This is a genomic window from Cypionkella sp. (assembly GCF_030652235.1).
Lineage (GTDB): Bacteria > Pseudomonadota > Alphaproteobacteria > Rhodobacterales > Rhodobacteraceae > Cypionkella.
Map to the genome: position 1 here is coordinate 122,363 of NZ_JAUSBA010000024.1, position 18,987 is coordinate 141,349.

General features: G+C 60.0%; 25 protein-coding genes and 2 pseudogenes. 6 read left to right on the top strand and 21 right to left on the bottom strand.

Translation table 11 applies throughout. The annotated features are described in order from the left end of the window. Positions 1–10: 10 nt before the first annotated feature. From flgA to Q7V03_RS07355, 7 genes are read right to left on the bottom strand one after another with little or no spacing between them, the layout of a single operon-like run. A complete protein-coding gene (gene flgA / locus Q7V03_RS07325) occupies positions 11–427 on the bottom strand; it encodes a flagellar basal body P-ring formation chaperone FlgA (protein ID WP_304924948.1) in 417 nt (138 codons plus the stop codon). Further along, positions 427–1,212 (bottom strand): flagellar basal-body rod protein FlgG, encoded by a 786-nt coding sequence (gene flgG / locus Q7V03_RS07330; RefSeq protein ID WP_304924949.1) that lies wholly within the window; start codon positions 1,210–1,212, stop codon positions 427–429. Before flgG ends, flgA begins: the two co-directional genes overlap by 1 nt. 9 nt (positions 1,213–1,221) lie before the next feature. Next, a complete protein-coding gene (locus Q7V03_RS07335; protein ID WP_304924950.1) occupies positions 1,222–1,932 on the bottom strand; it encodes a flagellar hook-basal body complex protein in 711 nt (236 codons plus the stop codon). 1 nt (position 1,933) lies between these two features. Further along, entirely contained in the window at positions 1,934–2,200 is a 267-nt protein-coding gene (locus tag Q7V03_RS07340; protein WP_304924951.1) for a flagellar biosynthetic protein FliQ, read from the bottom strand. After that, a complete protein-coding gene (fliE, locus tag Q7V03_RS07345; protein WP_304924952.1) occupies positions 2,197–2,487 on the bottom strand; it encodes a flagellar hook-basal body complex protein FliE in 291 nt (96 codons plus the stop codon). Before fliE ends, Q7V03_RS07340 begins: the two co-directional genes overlap by 4 nt. 10 nt (positions 2,488–2,497) lie before the next feature. Continuing rightward, positions 2,498–2,878 carry a flagellar basal body rod protein FlgC gene (gene flgC, locus Q7V03_RS07350; protein ID WP_304924953.1) on the bottom strand — a complete coding sequence of 127 codons (381 nt, stop codon included), beginning with the start codon at positions 2,876–2,878 and terminating at the stop codon, positions 2,498–2,500. After that, positions 2,879–3,262: a FlgB family protein gene (locus Q7V03_RS07355; RefSeq protein ID WP_304924954.1), complete on the bottom strand. Its 384-nt coding sequence runs from the start codon at positions 3,260–3,262 to the stop codon at positions 2,879–2,881. Between the two features lie 81 nt (positions 3,263–3,343). On the opposite strand from Q7V03_RS07355, the gene Q7V03_RS07360 reads away from it, so the two are divergent. Beyond that, the gene (locus Q7V03_RS07360) at positions 3,344–4,663 is read left to right on the top strand and encodes a FliI/YscN family ATPase (protein WP_304924955.1); all 1,320 of its coding nucleotides are present in this window, start codon (positions 3,344–3,346) and stop codon (positions 4,661–4,663) included. On the opposite strand, the gene Q7V03_RS07365 is transcribed toward Q7V03_RS07360, so the two are convergent. From Q7V03_RS07365 to Q7V03_RS07380, 4 genes are all read right to left on the bottom strand, one after another. Further along, positions 4,644–5,465: a DUF1217 domain-containing protein gene (locus Q7V03_RS07365; protein WP_304924956.1), complete on the bottom strand. Its 822-nt coding sequence runs from the start codon at positions 5,463–5,465 to the stop codon at positions 4,644–4,646. The genes Q7V03_RS07360 and Q7V03_RS07365 overlap by 20 nt on opposite strands. Beyond that, positions 5,462–5,866, bottom strand: a complete 405-nt coding sequence (gene flbT / locus Q7V03_RS07370) for a flagellar biosynthesis repressor FlbT (RefSeq protein ID WP_304924957.1) — start codon at positions 5,864–5,866, stop codon at positions 5,462–5,464. The genes Q7V03_RS07365 and flbT overlap by 4 nt, the downstream gene beginning before the upstream one ends. Then, a complete protein-coding gene (gene flaF, locus Q7V03_RS07375; protein ID WP_304924958.1) occupies positions 5,863–6,243 on the bottom strand; it encodes a flagellar biosynthesis regulator FlaF in 381 nt (126 codons plus the stop codon). The genes flbT and flaF overlap by 4 nt, the downstream gene beginning before the upstream one ends. A 69-nt stretch (positions 6,244–6,312) precedes the next feature. Next, positions 6,313–7,530 (bottom strand): flagellin, encoded by a 1,218-nt coding sequence (locus Q7V03_RS07380; protein WP_304924959.1) that lies wholly within the window; start codon positions 7,528–7,530, stop codon positions 6,313–6,315. Here Q7V03_RS07380 and Q7V03_RS07385 point away from each other — a divergent pair. Beyond that, positions 7,499–7,714: a hypothetical protein gene (locus Q7V03_RS07385; protein ID WP_304924985.1), complete on the top strand. Its 216-nt coding sequence runs from the start codon at positions 7,499–7,501 to the stop codon at positions 7,712–7,714. The genes Q7V03_RS07380 and Q7V03_RS07385 overlap by 32 nt on opposite strands. 38 nt (positions 7,715–7,752) lie before the next feature. Here the strand turns inward: Q7V03_RS07385 and Q7V03_RS07390 are convergent, their stop codons facing one another. The 4 genes from Q7V03_RS07390 to Q7V03_RS07405 all read right to left on the bottom strand — a co-directional run bounded on the left by Q7V03_RS07390 (position 7,753) and on the right by Q7V03_RS07405 (position 9,958). Then, positions 7,753–8,082 carry a hypothetical protein gene (locus tag Q7V03_RS07390; protein ID WP_304924960.1) on the bottom strand — a complete coding sequence of 110 codons (330 nt, stop codon included), beginning with the start codon at positions 8,080–8,082 and terminating at the stop codon, positions 7,753–7,755. Beyond that, entirely contained in the window at positions 8,072–8,356 is a 285-nt protein-coding gene (locus tag Q7V03_RS07395; RefSeq protein ID WP_304924961.1) for a rod-binding protein, read from the bottom strand. The genes Q7V03_RS07390 and Q7V03_RS07395 overlap by 11 nt, the downstream gene beginning before the upstream one ends. 494 nt (positions 8,357–8,850) lie before the next feature. Continuing rightward, positions 8,851–9,162, bottom strand: coding sequence for a hypothetical protein (locus Q7V03_RS07400; protein WP_304924962.1), 312 nt, complete (start codon positions 9,160–9,162; stop codon positions 8,851–8,853). Positions 9,163–9,805: 643 nt separating this feature from the next. After that, positions 9,806–9,958, bottom strand: coding sequence for a hypothetical protein (locus Q7V03_RS07405; protein WP_304924963.1), 153 nt, complete (start codon positions 9,956–9,958; stop codon positions 9,806–9,808). Here Q7V03_RS07405 and Q7V03_RS23810 point away from each other — a divergent pair. Both Q7V03_RS23810 and Q7V03_RS07415 read left to right on the top strand, forming a co-directional pair. Next, positions 9,929–10,261 (top strand): flagellar hook-length control protein FliK, encoded by a 333-nt coding sequence (locus Q7V03_RS23810; protein ID WP_370651086.1) that lies wholly within the window; start codon positions 9,929–9,931, stop codon positions 10,259–10,261. The two genes, Q7V03_RS07405 and Q7V03_RS23810, sit on opposite strands and share 30 nt — an antisense overlap. A gap of 75 nt (positions 10,262–10,336) precedes the next feature. Continuing rightward, on the top strand, positions 10,337–10,990 hold the full coding sequence (locus Q7V03_RS07415) for a flagellar hook capping FlgD N-terminal domain-containing protein (RefSeq protein ID WP_304924965.1): 654 nt from the start codon (positions 10,337–10,339) through the stop codon (positions 10,988–10,990). A gap of 101 nt (positions 10,991–11,091) precedes the next feature. Here Q7V03_RS07415 and ubiB read toward each other — a convergent pair whose 3' ends face one another. Both ubiB and ubiE read right to left on the bottom strand, forming a co-directional pair. Beyond that, a complete protein-coding gene (gene ubiB / locus Q7V03_RS07420; protein ID WP_304924966.1) occupies positions 11,092–12,621 on the bottom strand; it encodes a 2-polyprenylphenol 6-hydroxylase in 1,530 nt (509 codons plus the stop codon). Further along, on the bottom strand, positions 12,618–13,361 hold the full coding sequence (gene ubiE, locus Q7V03_RS07425; protein WP_304924967.1) for a bifunctional demethylmenaquinone methyltransferase/2-methoxy-6-polyprenyl-1,4-benzoquinol methylase UbiE: 744 nt from the start codon (positions 13,359–13,361) through the stop codon (positions 12,618–12,620). The genes ubiB and ubiE overlap by 4 nt, the downstream gene beginning before the upstream one ends. Positions 13,362–13,443: 82 nt before the next feature. Here ubiE and mutM point away from each other — a divergent pair, with 82 nt between their 5' ends. Together mutM and Q7V03_RS07435 are read left to right on the top strand one after the other, a co-directional pair. Further along, on the top strand, positions 13,444–14,289 hold the full coding sequence (mutM, locus tag Q7V03_RS07430; protein ID WP_304924968.1) for a bifunctional DNA-formamidopyrimidine glycosylase/DNA-(apurinic or apyrimidinic site) lyase: 846 nt from the start codon (positions 13,444–13,446) through the stop codon (positions 14,287–14,289). Positions 14,290–14,298: 9 nt separating this feature from the next. Next, the gene (locus Q7V03_RS07435) at positions 14,299–15,072 is read left to right on the top strand and encodes an enoyl-CoA hydratase (protein ID WP_304924969.1); all 774 of its coding nucleotides are present in this window, start codon (positions 14,299–14,301) and stop codon (positions 15,070–15,072) included. A gap of 34 nt (positions 15,073–15,106) precedes the next feature. On the opposite strand, the gene Q7V03_RS07440 is transcribed toward Q7V03_RS07435, so the two are convergent. The 4 genes and pseudogenes from Q7V03_RS07440 to Q7V03_RS07455 form a co-directional block, all read right to left on the bottom strand. Continuing rightward, positions 15,107–16,069, bottom strand: a complete 963-nt coding sequence (locus Q7V03_RS07440) for a magnesium transporter CorA family protein (protein ID WP_304924970.1) — start codon at positions 16,067–16,069, stop codon at positions 15,107–15,109. A gap of 191 nt (positions 16,070–16,260) precedes the next feature. Next, positions 16,261–16,827: pseudogene (locus Q7V03_RS07445) on the bottom strand (amino acid synthesis family protein). A gap of 83 nt (positions 16,828–16,910) precedes the next feature. Further along, on the bottom strand, positions 16,911–17,339 hold the full coding sequence (locus tag Q7V03_RS07450) for a hypothetical protein (protein ID WP_304924971.1): 429 nt from the start codon (positions 17,337–17,339) through the stop codon (positions 16,911–16,913). A gap of 148 nt (positions 17,340–17,487) precedes the next feature. After that, positions 17,488–18,987: pseudogene (locus tag Q7V03_RS07455) on the bottom strand (6-hydroxynicotinate reductase).

An 18,987-nucleotide genomic window follows, 5' to 3' on the forward strand; every position in this document is an offset into this window, starting at 1 on the left:
GATAACTCCGTCAGAAAGAGGGGCCGACACGCAGTACGCCGTCCGGGCCAATCAGGCCCGCAACCTTGGTGCGCGAGGTCAAATTCATCACTTCGATGGTTTCGCCGACCCCGCCGCGTACCAGCGCGCGACCTTCGGTCAGAATGCTTAAGCCCCCCGCGCTATAGGACAGCGGCACGATCTGATTGCGCTCGATGATTGCGCTGGGGCCGATTTGCTCAAGTAGAATCGGCTTTCCCGCATAGATCGCGACGCGGGTTTCTTGGCCAATCGCGGCGGTTGTATCGGTCAGCGCTTGCGGAATATCCATTGCCACCAGAGTCATATCCTCCGCCGACAGCAGGCTGTGGGCGCGTATGGTGCGGGTGGCAACAACGCTGTCAGCCAGTGCCGGAAACGCAAGCAAAATCAATAGAAACCGCCACATCAGCGCATCTGCGTCGTGGCAGACAGCATCTGGTCGGCAGCGGTGATGACCTTGGCGTTCAACTCATAGCCGCGCTGCGCTTTGATCAGCTCGGTCACTTCGCGCACCGAATCCACCGTGCTTTCCTCCAGATAGCTTTGTCGCACTGTGCCCAAGCCATCCAATCCCGGCGTGCTGATATTGGCGGGCCCCGAGGCCGGGCTTTCGACGAACAGGTCCGAGCCGATTGCTTCCAGCCCCTTGTCATTTGTGAAACCAACCATGCTCAACTGTCCCAAAAGCTGTGGCTGTACCTGGTTGCTGAAGCTGGCATAGACTTCGCCATTGGCATTGATGCTGATATCGCGCGCATCCGACGGAATGGTAATACCTGGCGAAACCTGAAAACCGTCATTGGTGACAATCAATCCATCCGCCGTGCGTTTCAGGGCCCCATCGCGCGTATAGGCCGTACCGCCAGTTGGCAGGGTGATCTCCATATAGCCCTTGCCCTCAATCGCTACGTCGAGATCGCCACCTGTTGGTGTCAAAGTGCCTTGGCCCAGCACCACCGAAACCGAGGAGGGCCGCACCCCCAGACCCATCTGAACACCGGTTGGCAACACCGAGCCATCTTGTGCCGAAACCGTACCGGGGCGGGCAAGTTGTTGATAATGCAGATCGGCAAAGTCTGCCCTGCGAGGATTATATCCAGTGGTTGACATGTTCGCCAAATTGTTGGCCACCACATCAACCCGCATTTGTTGGGCGCTCATCCCTGTGGCTGCGATTTGTAGGGCATTCATCGTGATCTCCTATCGGCCCAACGTGTCAATCACGCCGCGCATCCGTTTGTCTTCCTGATCCATAAAGCTTTGGCCCAACTCGTAAGCACGCTGGACCTCAATCATCCGAGCAATTTCCTGCACAGGCTGCACATTGCTGTCTTCGAGAAAGCCCTGCATGATCACCCCGCCCGTCGCGGGCTGCATGGAATCCGCCGAAAACAATGTGCCCGATTGGTGTTGCAAGCTCAGCGGATCGCCCGGTTGCCAAAGCCCGATCTTCGCCAGTGGTGCCCCATCCGCCGAGACCGAGCCATCCTGCGCAATCGCAACTTTGCCCAACCCTGGCGGTATGACCACAGCCGTGCCACCCTCATCCAACAGCGGGTAACCATCATTCGTCACCAACTCCCCGGTGGCTGAGGGCGTGAAACTGCCCGCACGCGTCAGCCTTGGGCCATCCGGGCTTTGTACTTGAAAGAAGCCTTCCCCCTGGATCGCCATGTCGAAAGTGCCGCCCGTCTGCGCCACCCCGGCTTGGCTCAGGTCGACAACCCGGGCATCGCCTGTTGCCATAGACAGTGAAGGGCCGTCGTCAATTCCCTTGATATACTCTTCAAAAACAACGCCTTCCCTGCGAAATCCTGTGGTGGATATATTGGCAATATTGTTTGCCACCACTTGCATTTCCCGCATCAGCCCTGATTGCCGTGTGAGCGCCGTGTAACTTGCTGCGTCCATCTCAGCCCCCGGAAATCATCGGAATGATGCGATCCTGAAAGAATGCCACGAGGGTCGCGGTCATGAAGCTCATCGACGCCCAGAACACCACCAGCATTGCGCCGACTTTTGGCACAAAGGTCAGGGTGTTTTCCTGGATCGAGGTCAGGGCCTGAAACAATCCGATCACGACACCCGCGACCAAAGCCACCGCCAGCATCGGGGCCGACATCAGCACGGCTGTCCAAAGGCCCTGACGCAAAATGTCGTAAATCGTCTGGTCCGTCATACCGGCATCCTCAGGATTTCCTGATAGGCTTCGACCACCTTGTCGCGCACGGTGGCCACAGTCTCGACCGCCAGTTGCGAGCTTGCCAAGGCCTGCACCAAAGCATGGGGGTCAGCATTGCCGGTCATTGCCGCGCGGGCGGTTTGTTCGCCCTGTGCCAAAGTGTCGGCAAAGCTGCCAACCATCCGCCCAATCGTAGCCTCGGCCCCTTCCGCGCTTGGTTCTGGGGCGGCTGCGGAACGTGCCTGAGCATAGGATTGGGCGGCAAGTGAGGTTCTGATATCCATTCTGGATCTCCTATCTGCGCAAGAGTTCGAACAGGCTCTGCGTCATTTGTCGCGCCTGATCGAACAGTTTGAGGTTTGCGTCGTAGCTGCGCTGCGCTTCGCGCGCGTCAGCGATTTCGATCACCAGATCGACGTTCGATCCATCATAGTGACCGCTGGCATCCGCAAGCGGATTGCCTGGATCGTACACGCTGGTAAGCGGGCTTTGATCCAGATGGACCGGCGTGGTTTCAACCAGACCGCTGTCCATAGCTTCCCGAAAGCCCACCAGTTTTCGGTGGTATCCGGGGGTGTCAGCATTGGCGATGTTTTCCGAAACATGCCGCAGCCGCTGCGCCTGAGCCTCCATTCCAGAGGCGGCGAAACTTAAAGATGTGGAAAAATCGCTCATCTATCGTGCCCGCCCTAGGCTGGCGCGAATGATCTCGGACGTATTGCGATAGATCGCCAGAGCCATGTCATGATCCTGCCGGATCGTGGCGGTCTTCACCATTTCCTGTTCCAGCGAAACCGTGTTGCCATTGGGCGCGCCCCCGCCTTTGGCCCGGCGCAAAATCGGCTCGGCTGCTTGATTATCGGCGGTCAGATGCCCCGCCCGCGTCGCGCGCATCGCAGGACTGCTATCCTGATAGGTCTCGGCAAACGACGGCAGGTCCATCGCCTTATATCCGGGCGTATCCGCATTGGCGATATTCTGCGCCGTCACCCCCATGCGGGCTCCGGCGCGTTCTGCCATCGCATTGGCCATACTGGTCAGTTGAAGTTTTTCAAACATCGGGATTCTCCCTTGATCGCTTCACCAAGGCTTAACGGTGATTCCTTTAGAAAGGGTAAGCACGAACAAAGAGGGAATCTGATGGACCAAGTTTTTGACGGTTTGCGCGCACAAATCGCGACGGTGGCTGTGGCAAAGCCGTTGGGCCGTGTGGCCGAGGTGGCGCGCGGCATCGTCCGGGTAACGGGGCTGGAGCGATGCGCGCGGCAAGGCGACCGGGTTTTGATCGATGGCCATCTGGGCGGTGAAGTGCTTAACCTTTCCGCCCAAGGCGTCATCGTGCTGACCGAAGGCCTCCCCGATGGCCTCGCGATGGATGCCAAGGTTGAACTTCTGGGTGCAGCCGGCCTTGCCCCCGATGACAGTTGGATCGGTCGGATCGTTGACCCTTACGGTCGCCCGATGGATGGCCGCCCATTGTTTCGCGGTGCGATTGAACGACCTTTGCGCGCGCAGGCTCCTGCCGCGGCCCAACGTCGTCGGCTTGGCGAACGTCTATCCACAGGCGTCGCCATCTTCGACACGCTTCTACCTTTAGTGCGTGGCCAACGGATCGGGCTTTTCGCCGGGTCGGGCGTGGGGAAATCCTCACTGTTGGCGAAATTCGCGCGCGGGGTGGATGCCGATGTGGTGGTGCTTGCTCTGGTCGGCGAACGGGGCCGAGAGCTGCGCGAATTTGTCGAGCGGGTGTTGGGGTCCGAGGGCATGAAACGCTCGGTTCTGGTGACGGCAACCTCGGATCAATCGGCGCTGGCGCGGCAGCGTTGTGCTATGGCCGCGATGTCGGTGGCCGAGCATTTTCGCGCCCAAGGCCTGCATGTGCTGTATCTCGCCGATTCGATCACCCGCTTTGCCGAGGCGCATCGTGAGGTGGCTTTGGCGTCGGGTGAGTCCGCAGCCCTGCGCGGCTATCCGCCTTCCGTGGCGCAGGCGATAATGTCGCTCGCCGAACGCGCCGGGCCGGGGCCGGAGGGCGAGGGCGACATCACCGCGGTGTTTTCGGTGCTGGTGGCAGGGTCGGATATGGAGGAAACGATCGCCGATATCTTGCGCGGCGTGCTGGATGGCCATGTGGTGATGGATCGCAAAATCGCCGAGCGTGGCCGCTATCCAGCCATCGACCTGCTGCGCTCCGTCTCGCGCAGCCTGCCCGAAGCGGCATCAGAGGCTGAAAACGCGCTGATCGCCCAAGCCCGCCAGCTTCTCGGCGCATGGGACCGGGCCGAGATGATGATTCAGGCCGGGCTTTACGCCAAGGGCTCCGATCCGCTGGTCGATGCGGCGATCAAGGTTTGGCCGAACTTGGATGGCTTCCTCGCCGAAACCGCCCCGCTGGAAGGTATCCCCGGCAGTTTCGCCCGCCTCGCCCTGGCGATGGGGGTTAAGTATACCGCGACCTAGCGTTTCTGGAAATCTGCTGCATGATTGACAGCGCCGCACTGCCGCTGCCCGATTGCGCAAATGTCTGCGCCTCAGACCGCACTAGGAACCGCCGCATCAGCCCCTCCACCTTGGCCGGATCGGTAAAATCGGCAATCGCATCGGTGCCCAGTTGCGCTTTGGCCTTGGCTTTGAACGCCGCCAACTGCCGATCCAAATCCAGCGTGCCGATGCTGGTCGGCAGGCCCAGCGCCTTTTCAAACACGCTGCGCAGCGGCGCGTTGCCAAGAATGGTGAACCATTTGGTATTGTCAGAGCTGCTGGTTTTCGCGGCAAGTTTCGGCAATTCGCGCTGCGCATTCAACGCCAGCCGTAGATCGTCGTTCCGTTCGCCAACCGCCGCTTCAAACTGCCGCGCTTGGTAGGCCGAGATGATACTATCGGCAAAGTTTGAAATCTGCGTGCTGCGCACCGCGTAATCGCCAAAACCAAACGCCTGCGACAGTTTCTGATACTGCTTATCCGCCAGTTTATTGGCCAAGGTTCCGGTTTTCAGCGTGCCATCTTGCAGTACTTTCTGGATGAAAAACTTATTCTCTAGATCTTTCTCCAGCCCAAATGCCCCCAAGGCCACTTTCAGCAGACGCCGATCATCGACCAGTTGCGCCGCCGTCTTAATCTTGGCGATATTCGCGCGAAAATACGCTTCATCACTTTTGACTTCTGGCGCAGAATTAAACGCCTTGGTCTGCGGCGCCATCGTGCGCTTTAGATACGCCCAGCCAGCATAGCCACTTAAGGGGATGACTGGGGTATAGCTCATGAAGCATGGGCCGCGAACAGGCGTTCTTCGCGGGGCAGTAGGCCGCGTAACGCCTTAAGCGCCTGATAATGCTGATCCTCCAACACCGCCGCCGTGGCCTGTGCAAGCAACAAGCGGCTGTCATGGTCAACCAAGACCTGACTAAGCTGCTCAATCCCGCGCAACAAGGGCAGCCGCGCATCCTTCGCTGGCGTATCCCCCGATAGCACCAGTTGCGCCAGATAGCACACCCGCCGCACCGGCGTGCCAGCCTGTTCGGGGTGGATCGCATCACGCAGCCGCAGGATATTGGCGTTCGGCGTCATAATCGCCAGCCGCGAGCGTTTCTCGCCGTTTTCAACCACCGCGCCATTGATCAGCACCCGCTCATGCGGGCCAAGTTTCAGGACAAGGCCACTCATTGCCCGCCCCCATCACCACGCAGGCCCCGCATCACTGCGGTGTTGATATCTACCAACACCTCAACCGAGCCTTTGTCGGCGCGCACCGCACGGCTGTGCAGATTGGTGAATTCATAAAGATAAAACAGCTGTGCGCGCAGCTTCGACGGCAGGCTGTTGCCGGTATCGGCGACATCAGCGGCCAAGGTTGACCAAAGCCGCAGGTTTTCATCCAAAGCGGCGATCAGGCCGGGATAATCCTGCCGCCGCAACGCTGCCGCTTGGGTCAGGCGTTTGGTGATCCGGGCCAAAAGATCATATTCAAGAGAGCGTGGGGTTTTTTGCGGAGCTTCGGGCCGTGCATAGACCGAGCGTGCCGCCGTAAAATGGGCTGTCACCGGCTTTCCTTCCTGGAAATCTGAGGGTCAGAGAACGGGGCCGGGGGATGATCGCCCCGGCCGCCTCTATCAACGGAACAAAGCCAGAATGTTCTGCGGCTGCTGGTTGGCAATCGACAAAGATTGCGTCGCCAGCTGTTGTTGCACCTGCAGCGCCTGCAACCGCGCCGAGGTTTCTTCCATATCGGCATCAACCAGCGTGCCGATGCCCGATTTCAGCGCATCCGACAGTTTGCCGACAAAGTCGCTCTGAATTTCGATCCGCTTTTGCGACGAACCAAATTCCGAGGCCGCATCAATCGAGGTTTGCACCATCGCCTCAATACTGCCCAGAGCCGTCGCCGCACCAGAAGATGTCGTGACATCAATCGACGACAACGCACCCAGCCCGCCCGAGGTGGCGTTCTTGAACTGCCCGCTGACCGAAAGGTCTTTGGTCCCCGCATTGGTGAATGCCAACTGCCCCGGATTGGCCGAATCGTAATCCACCGTCAGGCCGGAAACCCCCAGCACGTCGATGGCGTTTTTCATACCCACCGCCACCAGATCGGCGATGGCATTGGCACCGCTGGTCACATCATTGCCCGAAATGGTGTAGGATGCAGTCTTGTCGCCAATCCGCATGCTGACCTTATCGCCCGCGGCCCAAGCGGTCGTCCCGTCTTGGATAGTGATGTCATCGGTGCCGCCTGCTTTGTCCAGCTTCAGCACAAAGGTATCCGCATCGGTCGAAACCGTGCCCCCCGTGCTGGCCCCGAACACATCATTGGCGGTATAGGCCCCCGTCGACAGGTTTTGCGCGTTCACCGTGATCGACGAAGATGTCACACCCGTCCCGCTGCGATCCAACGAGGACAGCACATCAATCGACGTTTGCGAGCCGTTGATCAGGTTCAGCCCGTTGAACTGCGCCGCCCCCACCACCGAATTGATCTGGCCTGTCAGCGCATCAATATCGGTCTGGATCTTGGTACGATCAACGTTGCTGCCCTGCGCCGACACGATCTTGCCTTTGATCTGGGTCAGCAGACCTGTCACGGTTTCCGAGGCTTCGCGCGCCACGGTCAGCGTCGACGAGCCAAGGTTTAGACTGTCAGAGATACCCTTAAAGCCTTCAACGTCGGATTCCATCACCTTTGAAATCGCCCAGACCGCGGCGTTGTCTTTGGCGTTGGCCACCGATTTGCCCGTCGAAATCTCCGACTGGGTTTTGTTCATATTGTGGTTGATGCTTTTCATGGTCTGAAGCGCAACCATGGCACTATTATTGGTCAAAATGGACGACATTGTCTGTTCCTTCGCGATCTGCCTGCGCTTTGCGCCCGGCATTGTGCGCCATCTTGCGATGGCTGGTTTGGCATTCTACCCGCTGCACCCAGAGCCCGTTTCAGATCGAAGCCTGTTCCAGATGCGCCACCCCGTCGTGGGATGCAGATTGAATAAACAGCCAGAAGTTCTAACAGAGCTCTAATGCCGCCCGACCATATGCGGCAGATTTGAAGCAAACCTTCACAACCGCTGCGACAATTCGCGCTGACCGCTCGGCCCCGAGCGTTGACCGTTCTCGTCATACGTCACCAGCCCGCTTGCAATTTGCCGCACATCCTTCATGCGTTGAATGGCAGCGCGCACGCCCTTGGCCGCCGCGCACGCGCTGGTGGCGTTGCGCTCGGCTTTGCATCGCAGTCGCCGCAGCGCCTTTTCCTCCAGATGCTGCGGCAGCTCGGCCAAAGCCGCATCCAACGCAGGCGAAAGCTGACCCAACGCATCATAATCCGCCGCCAGAATCGCCGCGTGCATTGCGTCCATCAAGCTTTCAATCTGCATCTCAGCCTGCATGATCTTGTCCTTTCGTCATCGCGTGAAACAACTGTTCGGCAAGCCCGATGCCGCCCTTTTCTACCATCTGCCGGGCCTGTTCATCGCGCAGGAAAGATCCAAACTGATCTTCGCCAATGCCACCGCCAAAACTTTCCGGGGTTTTGCCAACCGCCGCATATCCCAGCATTTCTGACAGAAAGCTGGCCTCTAGCGCTTTGGCCTGCACCATCATCGGATTGTCATCGGTAGACCTGCGCAAGGGTGGCGTGGGCAGGGTAGAAGAAATCTGCATCAAAAGCTCCTGATCGTTCGGATTTTTCTTAGTATCGGCGATGGCGGTAAACAGGTGGTAACCAATCGGCGGAATAAAGGGACCCAGAGCGGCAGAGGTCGGTGAAAGATGATTCCGATAATCCATCAAGGTTTACACATTCTGGCTTTGGGTTCGCGCGGCCCTACCGAGGATCGTTCGGATGCTCCGGCCTTTCGCGCCGCGCTTGCGGCGCAGGAAGACAACCCAAGCCCACCCGCTGCAGCCGTCAGCGCCGAATCCTGCCTTGCGGCCGGAATGGTCATGCCCGCCCAGCCAATTTTGCAAACCCAACCGATTGTGGCGACGAAAATGGAGGCGGCGGAACCGATTCTACCGGCTCCGCCAATTTCGATCCCCAATCCAGCCGCCGCATATCCAACAGAGGCAAGCCCATCCGCGCTTGCCTCGGCGTCGACGGTCCCGCAGACGACGCCCATCTTCACCACTGTGCCCTTGGTTCTGACACCAAAGAATCAACCCCAGCCTGTAAGTTTCGGGGCTGTAGAAATCCCGGCTACCAGCATCCCAAAACCAGAATTGCCGCTTGCGACCGGCAAAGCTTCGCTTCCGATCACACCCCCTGAAAAGCCACGCGACATCGGCCCTGCCGTGGCCATCACCCGCTTCATCAACGATCCCGCACCCATCCCTACCCTGACGCCAACATCCCAAAACGCCAGCGCCCTCGCACGCAGCTCAATAGCCGCCCCGGCAGGGATCATCGCGAAGACCAGTGTCGCAAACGCAGTCTTGGCTCCACAAATCCCTGCCGCAGAACTCCGCATCCCGGCTCAAACGGCCGACCAGCGCAGCGACAAAGCCGCCCGCACAAACCACGCTGCGATGACGCTCGCCCCCCTTTGCGCCGAACCAAACGACCCGCCGCCTCAGGCGTTTCCCCTGCACGTTTTGCCCGTTCAAACCCAGCCAGATCAAACCTCGGGGGACCACACCCAAGACGCCCCGCAATCCCCATTGCCAGAGCAAAAGCCAAGCATCTCCCCCGCAGAATCCGCATGGCAAACCCGCCTTCAAGTCGCAGTGCCGATGGGGGACCACGCCAAACCAAACATCGCACCTATTCACAGCAGGATTGATGCCGCGCCCGCAACAGCGGATTATCCCAGCTCTGCAACCCCGTCGCCTGCGCCCGATAGCATTGATCTCAAGTTATTTGTTCCGCCAAGCCCGCCTGCGAATGTGGCCCCGATTCCGCAAGCCGCCGACAGCCCTGCTCCGCAACCCCCCAAGGCTGACCCCGCGCCAGCCCAACACCCAGTTGCACCAACTTCGGCGCAGTTATCCCCAGCCATTACGCCCAAACCAACAGCCGATGCCGCCATACCCCTTAATCTGCCCGCAGCACCGCCAGATCAGGCCACGCTCCAGCCCACCCCCGATCAGGTCAACCAGCAGGCAACCCCGGCGTCAGCGCAGCCGAATCCACCACATCAGACAGTGCAACCACAGGCCATGCCGCCCGCCCTTGCCACTGCCGTCCCGGCACAACTCTTCCACCACACCGCCGCCGCGAAAACCGGCGGCGTTGATGTGCTGCTGCAGCCCGAGAAACTCGGTCATGTCAGGTTTCAGATCCTACAGCACGGCGAGACCGTCCGCATCCTGCTCAGCGCCGAGCGCCCGGAAACCCTTGATTTGCTGCGGCGGCACTCTGATCAGTTGCTGCAAGAATTCCGTCAATCTGGGTTTACGCAAGCCTCGCTCAACTTCGGCCAATGGGGTCAGCACCAAAGATCCCCCCCGCCGCCACCCGAGCTTGTCGCAGTGTTCGACGCAGACTTCGTCGAAGCCCCCCCCATGCCACGACCGCCTTCTACCGCCGCTGTCGCACCAACTGGGCAGGGGCTTAACCTGCGCCTCTAAAGCTTTTCGCATTGCGTTTGAAAAGCGACCCCCTGAAGACAACCTATCTCGAAAAGCTCTTGAAAGGAGCATCCGATGGAAACCTCCGCCCTCACCACCGCCCAAACTGCAGCCAGCAGAGCGCCCTCAAAAGCCGCTGTTTCGGCAGATTTTGATACGTTTCTAAAGATGATGACGACGCAGATGAAGAACCAAGACCCGACAAAGCCGATTGATTCGGCAGACTATGCGGTGCAACTGGCGACCTTTTCCGGGGTCGAGCAGCAGACCAAAACCAACCAACTGCTCGAAGGGCTGACCAGCCAGTTCGGTGTTCTGGGCATGGCGCAGTTGGCGGCTTGGGTCGGGCAAGAGGCGCGCTCAGCCGCCCCGGTTTACTTGGGAGATGAACCCGTCACCATCAGCTATCAACCCAAAACCCACGCAGATCGCGCGGTTCTGGTGGTGAAAAATGCGCAAGATCAGGTGGTCTCTCGCGAAGATGTCTCGCGAGAGGGCGGCACCTATCAGTGGCTTGGCGCAGATGCCGCCGGAAATCCACTGCCGAACGGCATTTATGCGCTAAGCTTGGAAAGCTATAGCGGCGCGCAGCCGTTGGGCGATGCCACAGCCGTCGAATCCTACGCAAAAATCTTGGAAGCGCGCGGCGGGGCCAATGGCCCAACGCTGGTCTTAGCGGGCGGGGTAGAGGTAAACGCCACAGAAATCACCGCCCTGCGCGTGCCTTAGTGCGTGTTAGCTTTTGACTGAACCACGCCTATCGAAAAATGCATCCGAGCCTCTGCGAGAGGTCGCGATTTTCGTTTCACTCTAAACCTGACGCACTTTAGCTACAGAATCTGCCCCAGCCAAATCCCCAACGCGAACACCACGAACCCCGCCAGAACCAGCCGCAACGCGAACAACCGGGGTCGGGTTTTCAGCACTGGCGGGCTTTCGGCCTGCGCGATCAAAGCTGCCTCCACCAGGCGCGGCAAACGTGGCCCAAACCGCGCCAACACCCGCGCCGTTTGTGCCAGATCACGCAGCAAAGCCAAAGGCCCGACATTGCGGCTGACATATGTTTCCACCACCGGCTTTGCGACTTGCCAGATGTTGATATTGGGATCCAAGCTGCGGGCGACACCTTCCACCACCACCATCGTGCGCTGCAACAAGATCAGCTCGGTGCGGGTTTCCATGCCAAATCTCTCTGTCACTTCAAAGAGATAGGACAGCAGCCGCGCCATCGACACCCGCGTGGCTTCCAGCCCGAAAATCGGCTCGCCCACCGCGCGCAGGGCACGGGCGAATTCGTCAATGTCGCGGTCGGGCGGCACATAGCCCGCCTCAAAATGCACCTCGGCCACCCGGCGATAATCGCGGCCAATGAAGCCCATCAGTATCTCGGCATAGACCCGGCGGGTATATTCATCAATCCGCCCCATGATGCCAAAATCATATGCGATCAGATTGCCATTTGCCGCCACTTTCAGATTGCCCTGATGCATGTCGCCGTGGAAAAATCCGTCGCGCAAAGCGTGGGACAAAAACAGTTGCAGCACCCGCGCGCCCAAAGCCCTGCGATCCAGACCCGCCGCATCAATCGCCGCGTTATCCGCAAGGTTGATCCCCTCCGCCCAGTCCAGCGTCATCACCGAACGGCCCGACAGATCCCACACCACTTTCGGCACCTGAAACCCGGCGTCATTTTTGGTGTTATCGGCAAATTCCGAAGCCGCCGAGGATTCCAACCGCAGATCCAACTCACCCAACACCACGCCTTCGAAATGCGTGATCACGTCCAGGGGCCGCAAACGGCGCGAGGCTGGTGAGACAAATTCAATCGCGCGTGCCGCAAAGTAAAACGCGTCGATGTCACGGCGGAATGCCCGTTCAATTCCCGGACGCAGCACTTTTACCGCCACATCCTGGCCATTGCTGCGCAAAGTGGCGCGATGCACCTGCGCGATGGATGCCGCCGCGACGGGTTCGGAAAAGCTGGAAAACACTTCATCCACCGGCAACCGCAATTCTTCCGCCACCATCGCCTTAGCCACAGCGGTCGGGAAGGGTGGCAGCTGATCTTGCAGATATTTCAACTGCAAAGCCAGTTCTTCACCGACAATATCGGGCCGTGTCGATAAAATCTGACCGAACTTGATATAGGCAGGGCCCAAAGCCGTCAGCGCCCGCGTCACTGGCGGTAAAGCCAAATCACCCTGCAACCCCAGCCACTTAAATGGCCAGCCCAGCATCCTTGCGGCAAACCGCAGACGCGGCGGCACCTGCATTGCTTCCAGCGCCACCGCCATCGCCCCGGTACGCTCAAACGTCGCCCCGGTGCGGATTAGCCGCCAGATATTATGCGGTCCCCTCACAGCTTCCAGCCCGAATGCAGTGCTGCAATCCCCATCGTCAGATTGCGGTATTTTACCTGATCGAACCCAGCGCTGCGGATCATCGATGCAAATGCCTCTTGCTCCGGGAATTTGCGGATCGACTCGACCAGATACTGGTAGCTGTCGCGATCCCCCGCCACCACCTGCCCCATCACCGGGATCACGTTGAAGCTATACTTATCATAGACCCATTGCGCCAAGTCATTGGGAATCCGCGAAAATTCCAACACCATCAGCCGCCCCCCGGGACGCAGCACGCGAAACGCTTCCTTCAAAGCATCACCAATCCGCGTCACATTCCGAATCCCAAAGGAAATCGTGTAAACATCAAACGAATTGTCGGCAAACGGCAGCGCCATCGCATCGCCCACCACCCAATCCAACCGGGCCGCCATCTGATCGGCCTCGGCCCGTTGTCGCCCCGAGATCAGCATCGATTCCGTCAGATCACAGACCACCGCCGTCGATCCCTCAGCCCGCTTCATGAACCGAAACGCCACGTCGCCAGTGCCGCCCGCCACATCCAGCAACCGCTGACCAGGCCGCGGTGCCAGCCAATCCATCATGGCGTCTTTCCACAACCGATGCATCCCGCCCGACATCAAATCGTTCATGATGTCATACTTGCTGGCAACCCGCGTGAACACGCCATGCACCATCCCGGCCTTGTCGGCCTCGGGCACCGTCTGATAGCCGAAATGCGTGGTGCTGTCGTTCATCTCTTGCCGTCCTGTGATTGCACCCCCCTTATAGGCACGCGCGGCGCAAGCCTCAATGCGCCGATCTGTCACCCGAGGTTCCATGCCAGAGTTACCCGAAGTCGAAACCGTCCGCCGTGGCCTGCTGCCCGCAATGGAAGGCCGCCTGATTGAACGTGCCGAGGTCAACCGCCCCGATCTGCGCTGGCCTTTGCCCGCCAATATGGCCGAACGCCTGACCGGAAAACGAGTCCTCGCCCTGCGCCGCCGCTCCAAATACATCCTTGCCGATCTGTCCTCCGGCGAAACTCTGTTGATCCACCTTGGCATGTCAGGCCGAATGCTCGTGTCTGGCATCACCTTGGGCGATTTCTTTTACGATCATGCCGCCCCCGAGAAACACGACCACGTTGTGCTGCACCTTGAAGGTGGCGCCCGCGTCACCTTCAACGACGCCCGCCGCTTTGGCGCGATGGATTTGCTGCCCACCGCCACCGCCGAACAGCACCCCCTCCTATCCGAAATCGGCCCCGAACCTTTGGGCAACGCCTTCAACGAATCCTACCTTTCCGCCAAACTGAAAAACCGTAACACGCCCATAAAATCCGCCCTCTTGGACCAACACCTCGTCGCAGGCCTCGGCAATATCTACGTTTGCGAAGTGCTGTACCGCGCCCGTATCGCACCCAACACCCGCGCGGGCAGCATCGCAAACGCAGCCGCGCTGGTGCCGATCATCCGTGAAGTCTTGGCTGAGGCCATCGAAGCTGGCGGCTCCAGCCTGAAAGACTACCGCCGCACCGATGGCGAGCTTGGCTATTTCCAAAAAGCCTTTGCCGTCTACGGCCGTGAAGGCAAGCCTTGCCAAACCCCCGGCTGCACCGCCACAATCGCCCGCATGGTGCAATCGGGCCGCTCATCCTTTTACTGTCCCAGCTGCCAAATCTAAGGAACCGACATGCCCCAAACCCTGCTCATCGAAATCCAAAGCCATGTCGCCCTGATCCGCCTGAACCGCCCCGAAGCCTTAAACGCGCTTAATCAACAGCTTATGTCCGAACTCGCCACCGCGCTACAAGCGATGGACACTGACGACAACGTCCGCTGCATCGTCATAACCGGATCGGACAAAGCCTTCGCTGCAGGCGCTGACATCCGCGAAATGGCAGGCAAAACCTTTGCCCAAGCCTTCGTCAGCGACATTTTCGGCCCTGAAACCGAGGCCATCCAGCGTATCCGCAAACCGATCATCGCCGCCGTCGCAGGCTTCGCTTTGGGGGGCGGCTGTGAATTAGCGATGATGTGCGATTTCATCCTCGCCGCCGACACCGCCAAATTCGGCCAGCCCGAGATCAACCTCGGCATCATCGCAGGCATGGGCGGCACCCAACGCCTGACCCGCGCCGTGGGCAAAGCCAAAGCGATGGAAATGCACCTGACAGGCCGCATGATGGACGCCGCCGAGGCAGAGCGCGCGGGCCTTGTCAGCCGTATCATCCCCGCCGCTGATCTGATCGACGAAGCCCTGAAAACCGCCGCCAAAATCGCCGCAAAATCCGCCATCTCGGTTCGCGCTGCCAAGGAATCCGTCAACCGCGCCCACGAATCCACCCTGCACGAAGGCCTGCTGCACGAACGCCGCCTGTTCCACGCCATGTTCGCCACCGACGATCAGAAAGAAGGCATGGCCGCCTTCCTCGAAAAGCGCGCCGCCAAGTTCTCAGACCGCTAGACCGCGCTTCGCTTTAGCAACCGGGCAATATCTGCTAAAGCCAACCCTTCCAGCGGAAAAACGCATAGGTCAGCACCGCCGACCCCACCATCACCACCAAAGCCATCGGATAGCCTAGTTTCCACGCCAGTTCCGGCATGAAATCAAAGTTCATCCCATACAGGCTGGCGATCAGCGTCGGCGGGCTGAACAGCACGGCAACCACCGACACGATCCGCACCGTGGTGTTCTGCGCAAGGTTAATCCGCCCCATCGTCGCATCCGACATCAGGCCCAGCCGGGATGACAGAAAGTCCGCGTGAACCTCCAGCGCCTCAATATCGCGCAACTGCCCCTTCAGCACCAAGCCCAGCCCTTCCGTGTTCAACCGATGCCCCAGCATCTGATCGACATAATTCAGCGCCCGCCCCAGCGTCAAAAGCCCAAGACGCACCCGACCCAGCCGCTCGCCCTCGGCCCCCAGATTGCTCAAAGCGCTTTCCAGATCCTTTTGCTGATGCCCCTTTGCCCCCGGATGATACGTCTGACGCGACACCTTATCCAAACCCGTGCCCGCGATTTCCAGATGATCCGCCAGCCGCCCGATCACTTCCTCAATCAGTCCCAGAAAAATCCGGTCTGGCGTCGAGCAGCCTAAAGAACTCTTGCCAGCCCGCGCCGGATAGGTCTCAAACGGGCGCGGCGTGTGATGGCGCACCGTCACCAAGCGCGCGTTGGATACCGCGAAGCACACCGGGCTCATCACCTGCTCGCCACCTGCATCCACACCCGGCAAAACCACGGTCAGGTAGTCAATCTCATCCTCGTGGTAGAGACGGTTTGAGATTTCGATTTCTTCCATATCCGTCAGTGTCGGCACATCGAAACCCAGCGCGCGCACCGCCGCTTCTTCTTCCGAAGTCGCAGCAAACAGATCAATCCATTCGGCATGGTCCAGCGCTGTGCCCGCAGGCAGCACCTCCAACCGCTTGTTCGCAAAATGATAAGCCGTCAGCATCCGCACCCTCCGCAAGCAATCCCCTTGCCTAACGCCAAATGCCGCTATGGCCAAGCTGCCGTTTTGTGCAGCACAAGCGCGCGCCGCAAAATCGAATCGATCAAATTCAGCTAAGTGTTACTTTCAAATTGGCATAAATACTCCACGGGGGTCCGGGGGTGAGAAACCCCCGGCTGCGCCAGTCAAGCCCGTTACCGCAGCCCGTCTTTCCCCTCCGACGGCTCATGCGTCAGCCCGCCCACCCGCGCCAAGGACCGCCCGCCATCCGTCACCGCCACCATAATCTCGCCCGCCCGCGGCGCATCGTTCAACCCCACCTCGATCGCGTCAAAATGGCTGCGCACATAGGCCGCGTTTACATGGGTAATCGGCACATCCCACCGCGCGCCCACACCGCCCACCTTCTTGGCCGAGGGCACAATCGCCTTCGCGCCACCCAACACCTCGCGCATCGCGTAGCCGCCCGGCGCATGCCACAAAGCGCCATGTTCCAACTCGTCCGCGCTGCCCACCAGAGTAATCTTTCCGTAACCCTCAATCGCCGATGCATCGCCGCCCAAGGCCGCCAGCAAGCACTGCGCCATCATCAGACCCAAAGGCTTCAGATCCTGCATAAAGGGCTACAGATCCTCGACATACCGCCCCGCAAACGGGTTCGAAATCACCGCCATAATCGCCCCCCGCTTTGGCGGGGTGGCCGACACTGGCCCACCCTCATGGAAGATTTCCTCCACCACAGTTGCGATTTTGCGCACAATCGCATAATAACGTCAGGCACCACACAGGCTCCCGTCAGAAATTAAGGTCAGCGCAGGCAGCCCGACCATCCGGGCCTGCCCCTTCAAAAACAGCGCAGCCACACAGCCAGCCCGCGCCCACATAGATCCTCGGCCACGGCCGCACCGCGCGCCAATGCCTCGGCCACTTCACCCAAACTCAACGCTCCCACTGAAACTGTGACCAGCCGCACGCCCAGATCACTCTCCGGCTGCAAGCTGTCAGCAGGCGCACGCCCAAAGGCCACATGCCCCGGCAAATCCACCGCATTGCAAATCATCGTCGCCGCCACATCCGCTTCCGCCGCTGACCGCGCCAACACTGTCACTGCATCCGCAATCCTCAATGAGAAACTCCGCCCACCCCAACCACTTGTCGCCACACCCCGCGCGGTGTCGGCAAAGCCTACATCAATCCGCCCCAAATCGGCACCATCCAGCCCGGCCACCGAGATCCGAAACCGCGCGCCATGAGGCCGCACAGCAGATACCATCCGCCGCGCCACGGCGCCCGTAGGTACATCTCCAACCGCACGCCTCAACAGCGGCAATTCCGCCACCTACTCCTTCAACAAAGTCTCAAACCGCACCCGCGCCGCCGCAAACGCCACCTCACGCGCGCCCTCTGCCCCGATGATCAGATCAATCGGCCCATGCTGCAAATGCAGCCGCCGCCCATCTGGCAACAGCCGCGCATCCTGCGGATCGCGCCCTTCCCCCGGCTCTACCCGCCGCACCGCCGCACCGCCGCACCGCCGATCCCATCACCGCCTCGACAGGCTGCACATGGTCCAAATGCCCGCCCAAAGCCGCGTAATCCGACAGCCGCAACGTGAACTCAAACGGCGCAACCAATGCCGAAGTCGGCACATAGCCAAACGAATTGGCAGGCATCGCCATCACATCCGCCATCACCGTAATCCCGCCCCCGACCAAACAGAGACAGACGCCCCACCACAAGACACCCGCGTCAAAGCAGCCTTGACCGATTGCGTCAGCCGCACCGGATTGGTCGTCACCCCCGCCCGCAAAGACCCGCCCGCGCCACCCATAAACAGCACCGAACACATCGAAGGTTCGCAATTCTCGGCAATCCGCTCGGCCGAGGCCCGCATCACCGCGGAGCCTCCAGCGCCCTAGGCACCAGCCCCTCATCCAACTCATAATACGCCCACTGCTCGCCCGTCGTAGACACCATCAGCATCCGCAACCCCGGCCAAGCCACCTTCGCATCAAACGCATTCAAAATCGTCAGCGGATCATCGACATCCGTGCCACCCCAGCCCGTCCCCGGATGCGCCACCTGAAAATACCGCCCCGGGGTTGATCAGCGCCCCTTCATCTTGATTCCCGTAGGCGGCACATCCAGCAGCTTCCCGGCTTGATGCTCTGACAAAACCCCGGTGATATGGTCATCCACCACCACCAGCTCATCAACATGCCCAACCCACTGTTTCGCAAACATCCCAATCGTGGCCGATCCACAGCCGACCCGCATCAACTTCTCCGGCACCCCATTGATCATCCGCGCCTGCCCCGCCTGCAAAAACACCGTCGCCCCGTCGTCAATCGAAACCTCAACCGCCTCGCGATTGCACAGCCGCATCAGCGCGTCACAGGTCACCCGGCCTTCCTTCTTCGCCCCCCGTCAGATGCAAAACCCCGCCCAGCGACAGCATCGACGATGCCATATTCCCCCGTCATCACATGCCCAATCGCCTCGCCGTCCACCCGCACATAAGCCCGCTCAGCCCCGATGTGCCAGTCGGTGTCGATCTTCACCTTGACGCCGCAATAGCTGAAAATCCCCTCGGTCACGACAGTGACCATATCCACGCCCTCAACCTCTTGGCTGACAATAAGCGGCGCAGGTCTATAGTCGGGATAAGTCGTCCCCACCCCGACCGCCGTGATAAAGGGCCGATTGCCCTTGATCACATCGCCATCCCAATCGTCCGGCTGCCCCTCCAGAAACGGCACCGCAACAGCCCCCACTTTCAGCACGGCCAATGGGTCCCACCGCACCAAAACCCCGGCATGATTGGCATACCGATCACACGCCCCCGCGCGGCCATCGGCGATGTAGCACATCACCGGGCAGGCATCGCAGCGGATCTTTTCCGGGCTCACAGCGTCCTTCAT

Coding starts and splice junctions, on each gene's coding strand:
- flgA (WP_304924948.1), bottom strand. CDS start 427: ATGTGGCGGTTTCTATTGATTTTGCTTGCGTTTCCGGCACTGGCTGAC.
- flgG (WP_304924949.1), bottom strand. CDS start 1,212: ATGAATGCCCTACAAATCGCAGCCACAGGGATGAGCGCCCAACAAATG.
- Q7V03_RS07335 (WP_304924950.1), bottom strand. CDS start 1,932: ATGGACGCAGCAAGTTACACGGCGCTCACACGGCAATCAGGGCTGATG.
- Q7V03_RS07340 (WP_304924951.1), bottom strand. CDS start 2,200: ATGACGGACCAGACGATTTACGACATTTTGCGTCAGGGCCTTTGGACA.
- fliE (WP_304924952.1), bottom strand. CDS start 2,487: ATGGATATCAGAACCTCACTTGCCGCCCAATCCTATGCTCAGGCACGT.
- flgC (WP_304924953.1), bottom strand. CDS start 2,878: ATGAGCGATTTTTCCACATCTTTAAGTTTCGCCGCCTCTGGAATGGAG.
- Q7V03_RS07355 (WP_304924954.1), bottom strand. CDS start 3,262: ATGTTTGAAAAACTTCAACTGACCAGTATGGCCAATGCGATGGCAGAA.
- Q7V03_RS07360 (WP_304924955.1), top strand. CDS start 3,344: ATGGACCAAGTTTTTGACGGTTTGCGCGCACAAATCGCGACGGTGGCT.
- Q7V03_RS07365 (WP_304924956.1), bottom strand. CDS start 5,465: ATGAGCTATACCCCAGTCATCCCCTTAAGTGGCTATGCTGGCTGGGCG.
- flbT (WP_304924957.1), bottom strand. CDS start 5,866: ATGAGTGGCCTTGTCCTGAAACTTGGCCCGCATGAGCGGGTGCTGATC.
- Q7V03_RS07385 (WP_304924985.1), top strand. CDS start 7,499: ATGGCACTATTATTGGTCAAAATGGACGACATTGTCTGTTCCTTCGCG.
- Q7V03_RS07380 (WP_304924959.1), bottom strand. CDS start 7,530: ATGTCGTCCATTTTGACCAATAATAGTGCCATGGTTGCGCTTCAGACC.
- Q7V03_RS07390 (WP_304924960.1), bottom strand. CDS start 8,082: ATGCAGGCTGAGATGCAGATTGAAAGCTTGATGGACGCAATGCACGCG.
- Q7V03_RS07395 (WP_304924961.1), bottom strand. CDS start 8,356: ATGCAGATTTCTTCTACCCTGCCCACGCCACCCTTGCGCAGGTCTACC.
- Q7V03_RS07400 (WP_304924962.1), bottom strand. CDS start 9,162: ATGCGGAGTTCTGCGGCAGGGATTTGTGGAGCCAAGACTGCGTTTGCG.
- Q7V03_RS07405 (WP_304924963.1), bottom strand. CDS start 9,958: ATGACCGAGTTTCTCGGGCTGCAGCAGCACATCAACGCCGCCGGTTTT.
- Q7V03_RS07415 (WP_304924965.1), top strand. CDS start 10,337: ATGGAAACCTCCGCCCTCACCACCGCCCAAACTGCAGCCAGCAGAGCG.
- ubiE (WP_304924967.1), bottom strand. CDS start 13,361: ATGAACGACAGCACCACGCATTTCGGCTATCAGACGGTGCCCGAGGCC.
- mutM (WP_304924968.1), top strand. CDS start 13,444: ATGCCAGAGTTACCCGAAGTCGAAACCGTCCGCCGTGGCCTGCTGCCC.
- Q7V03_RS07435 (WP_304924969.1), top strand. CDS start 14,299: ATGCCCCAAACCCTGCTCATCGAAATCCAAAGCCATGTCGCCCTGATC.
- Q7V03_RS07440 (WP_304924970.1), bottom strand. CDS start 16,069: ATGCTGACGGCTTATCATTTTGCGAACAAGCGGTTGGAGGTGCTGCCT.
- Q7V03_RS07450 (WP_304924971.1), bottom strand. CDS start 17,339: ATGGTATCTGCTGTGCGGCCTCATGGCGCGCGGTTTCGGATCTCGGTG.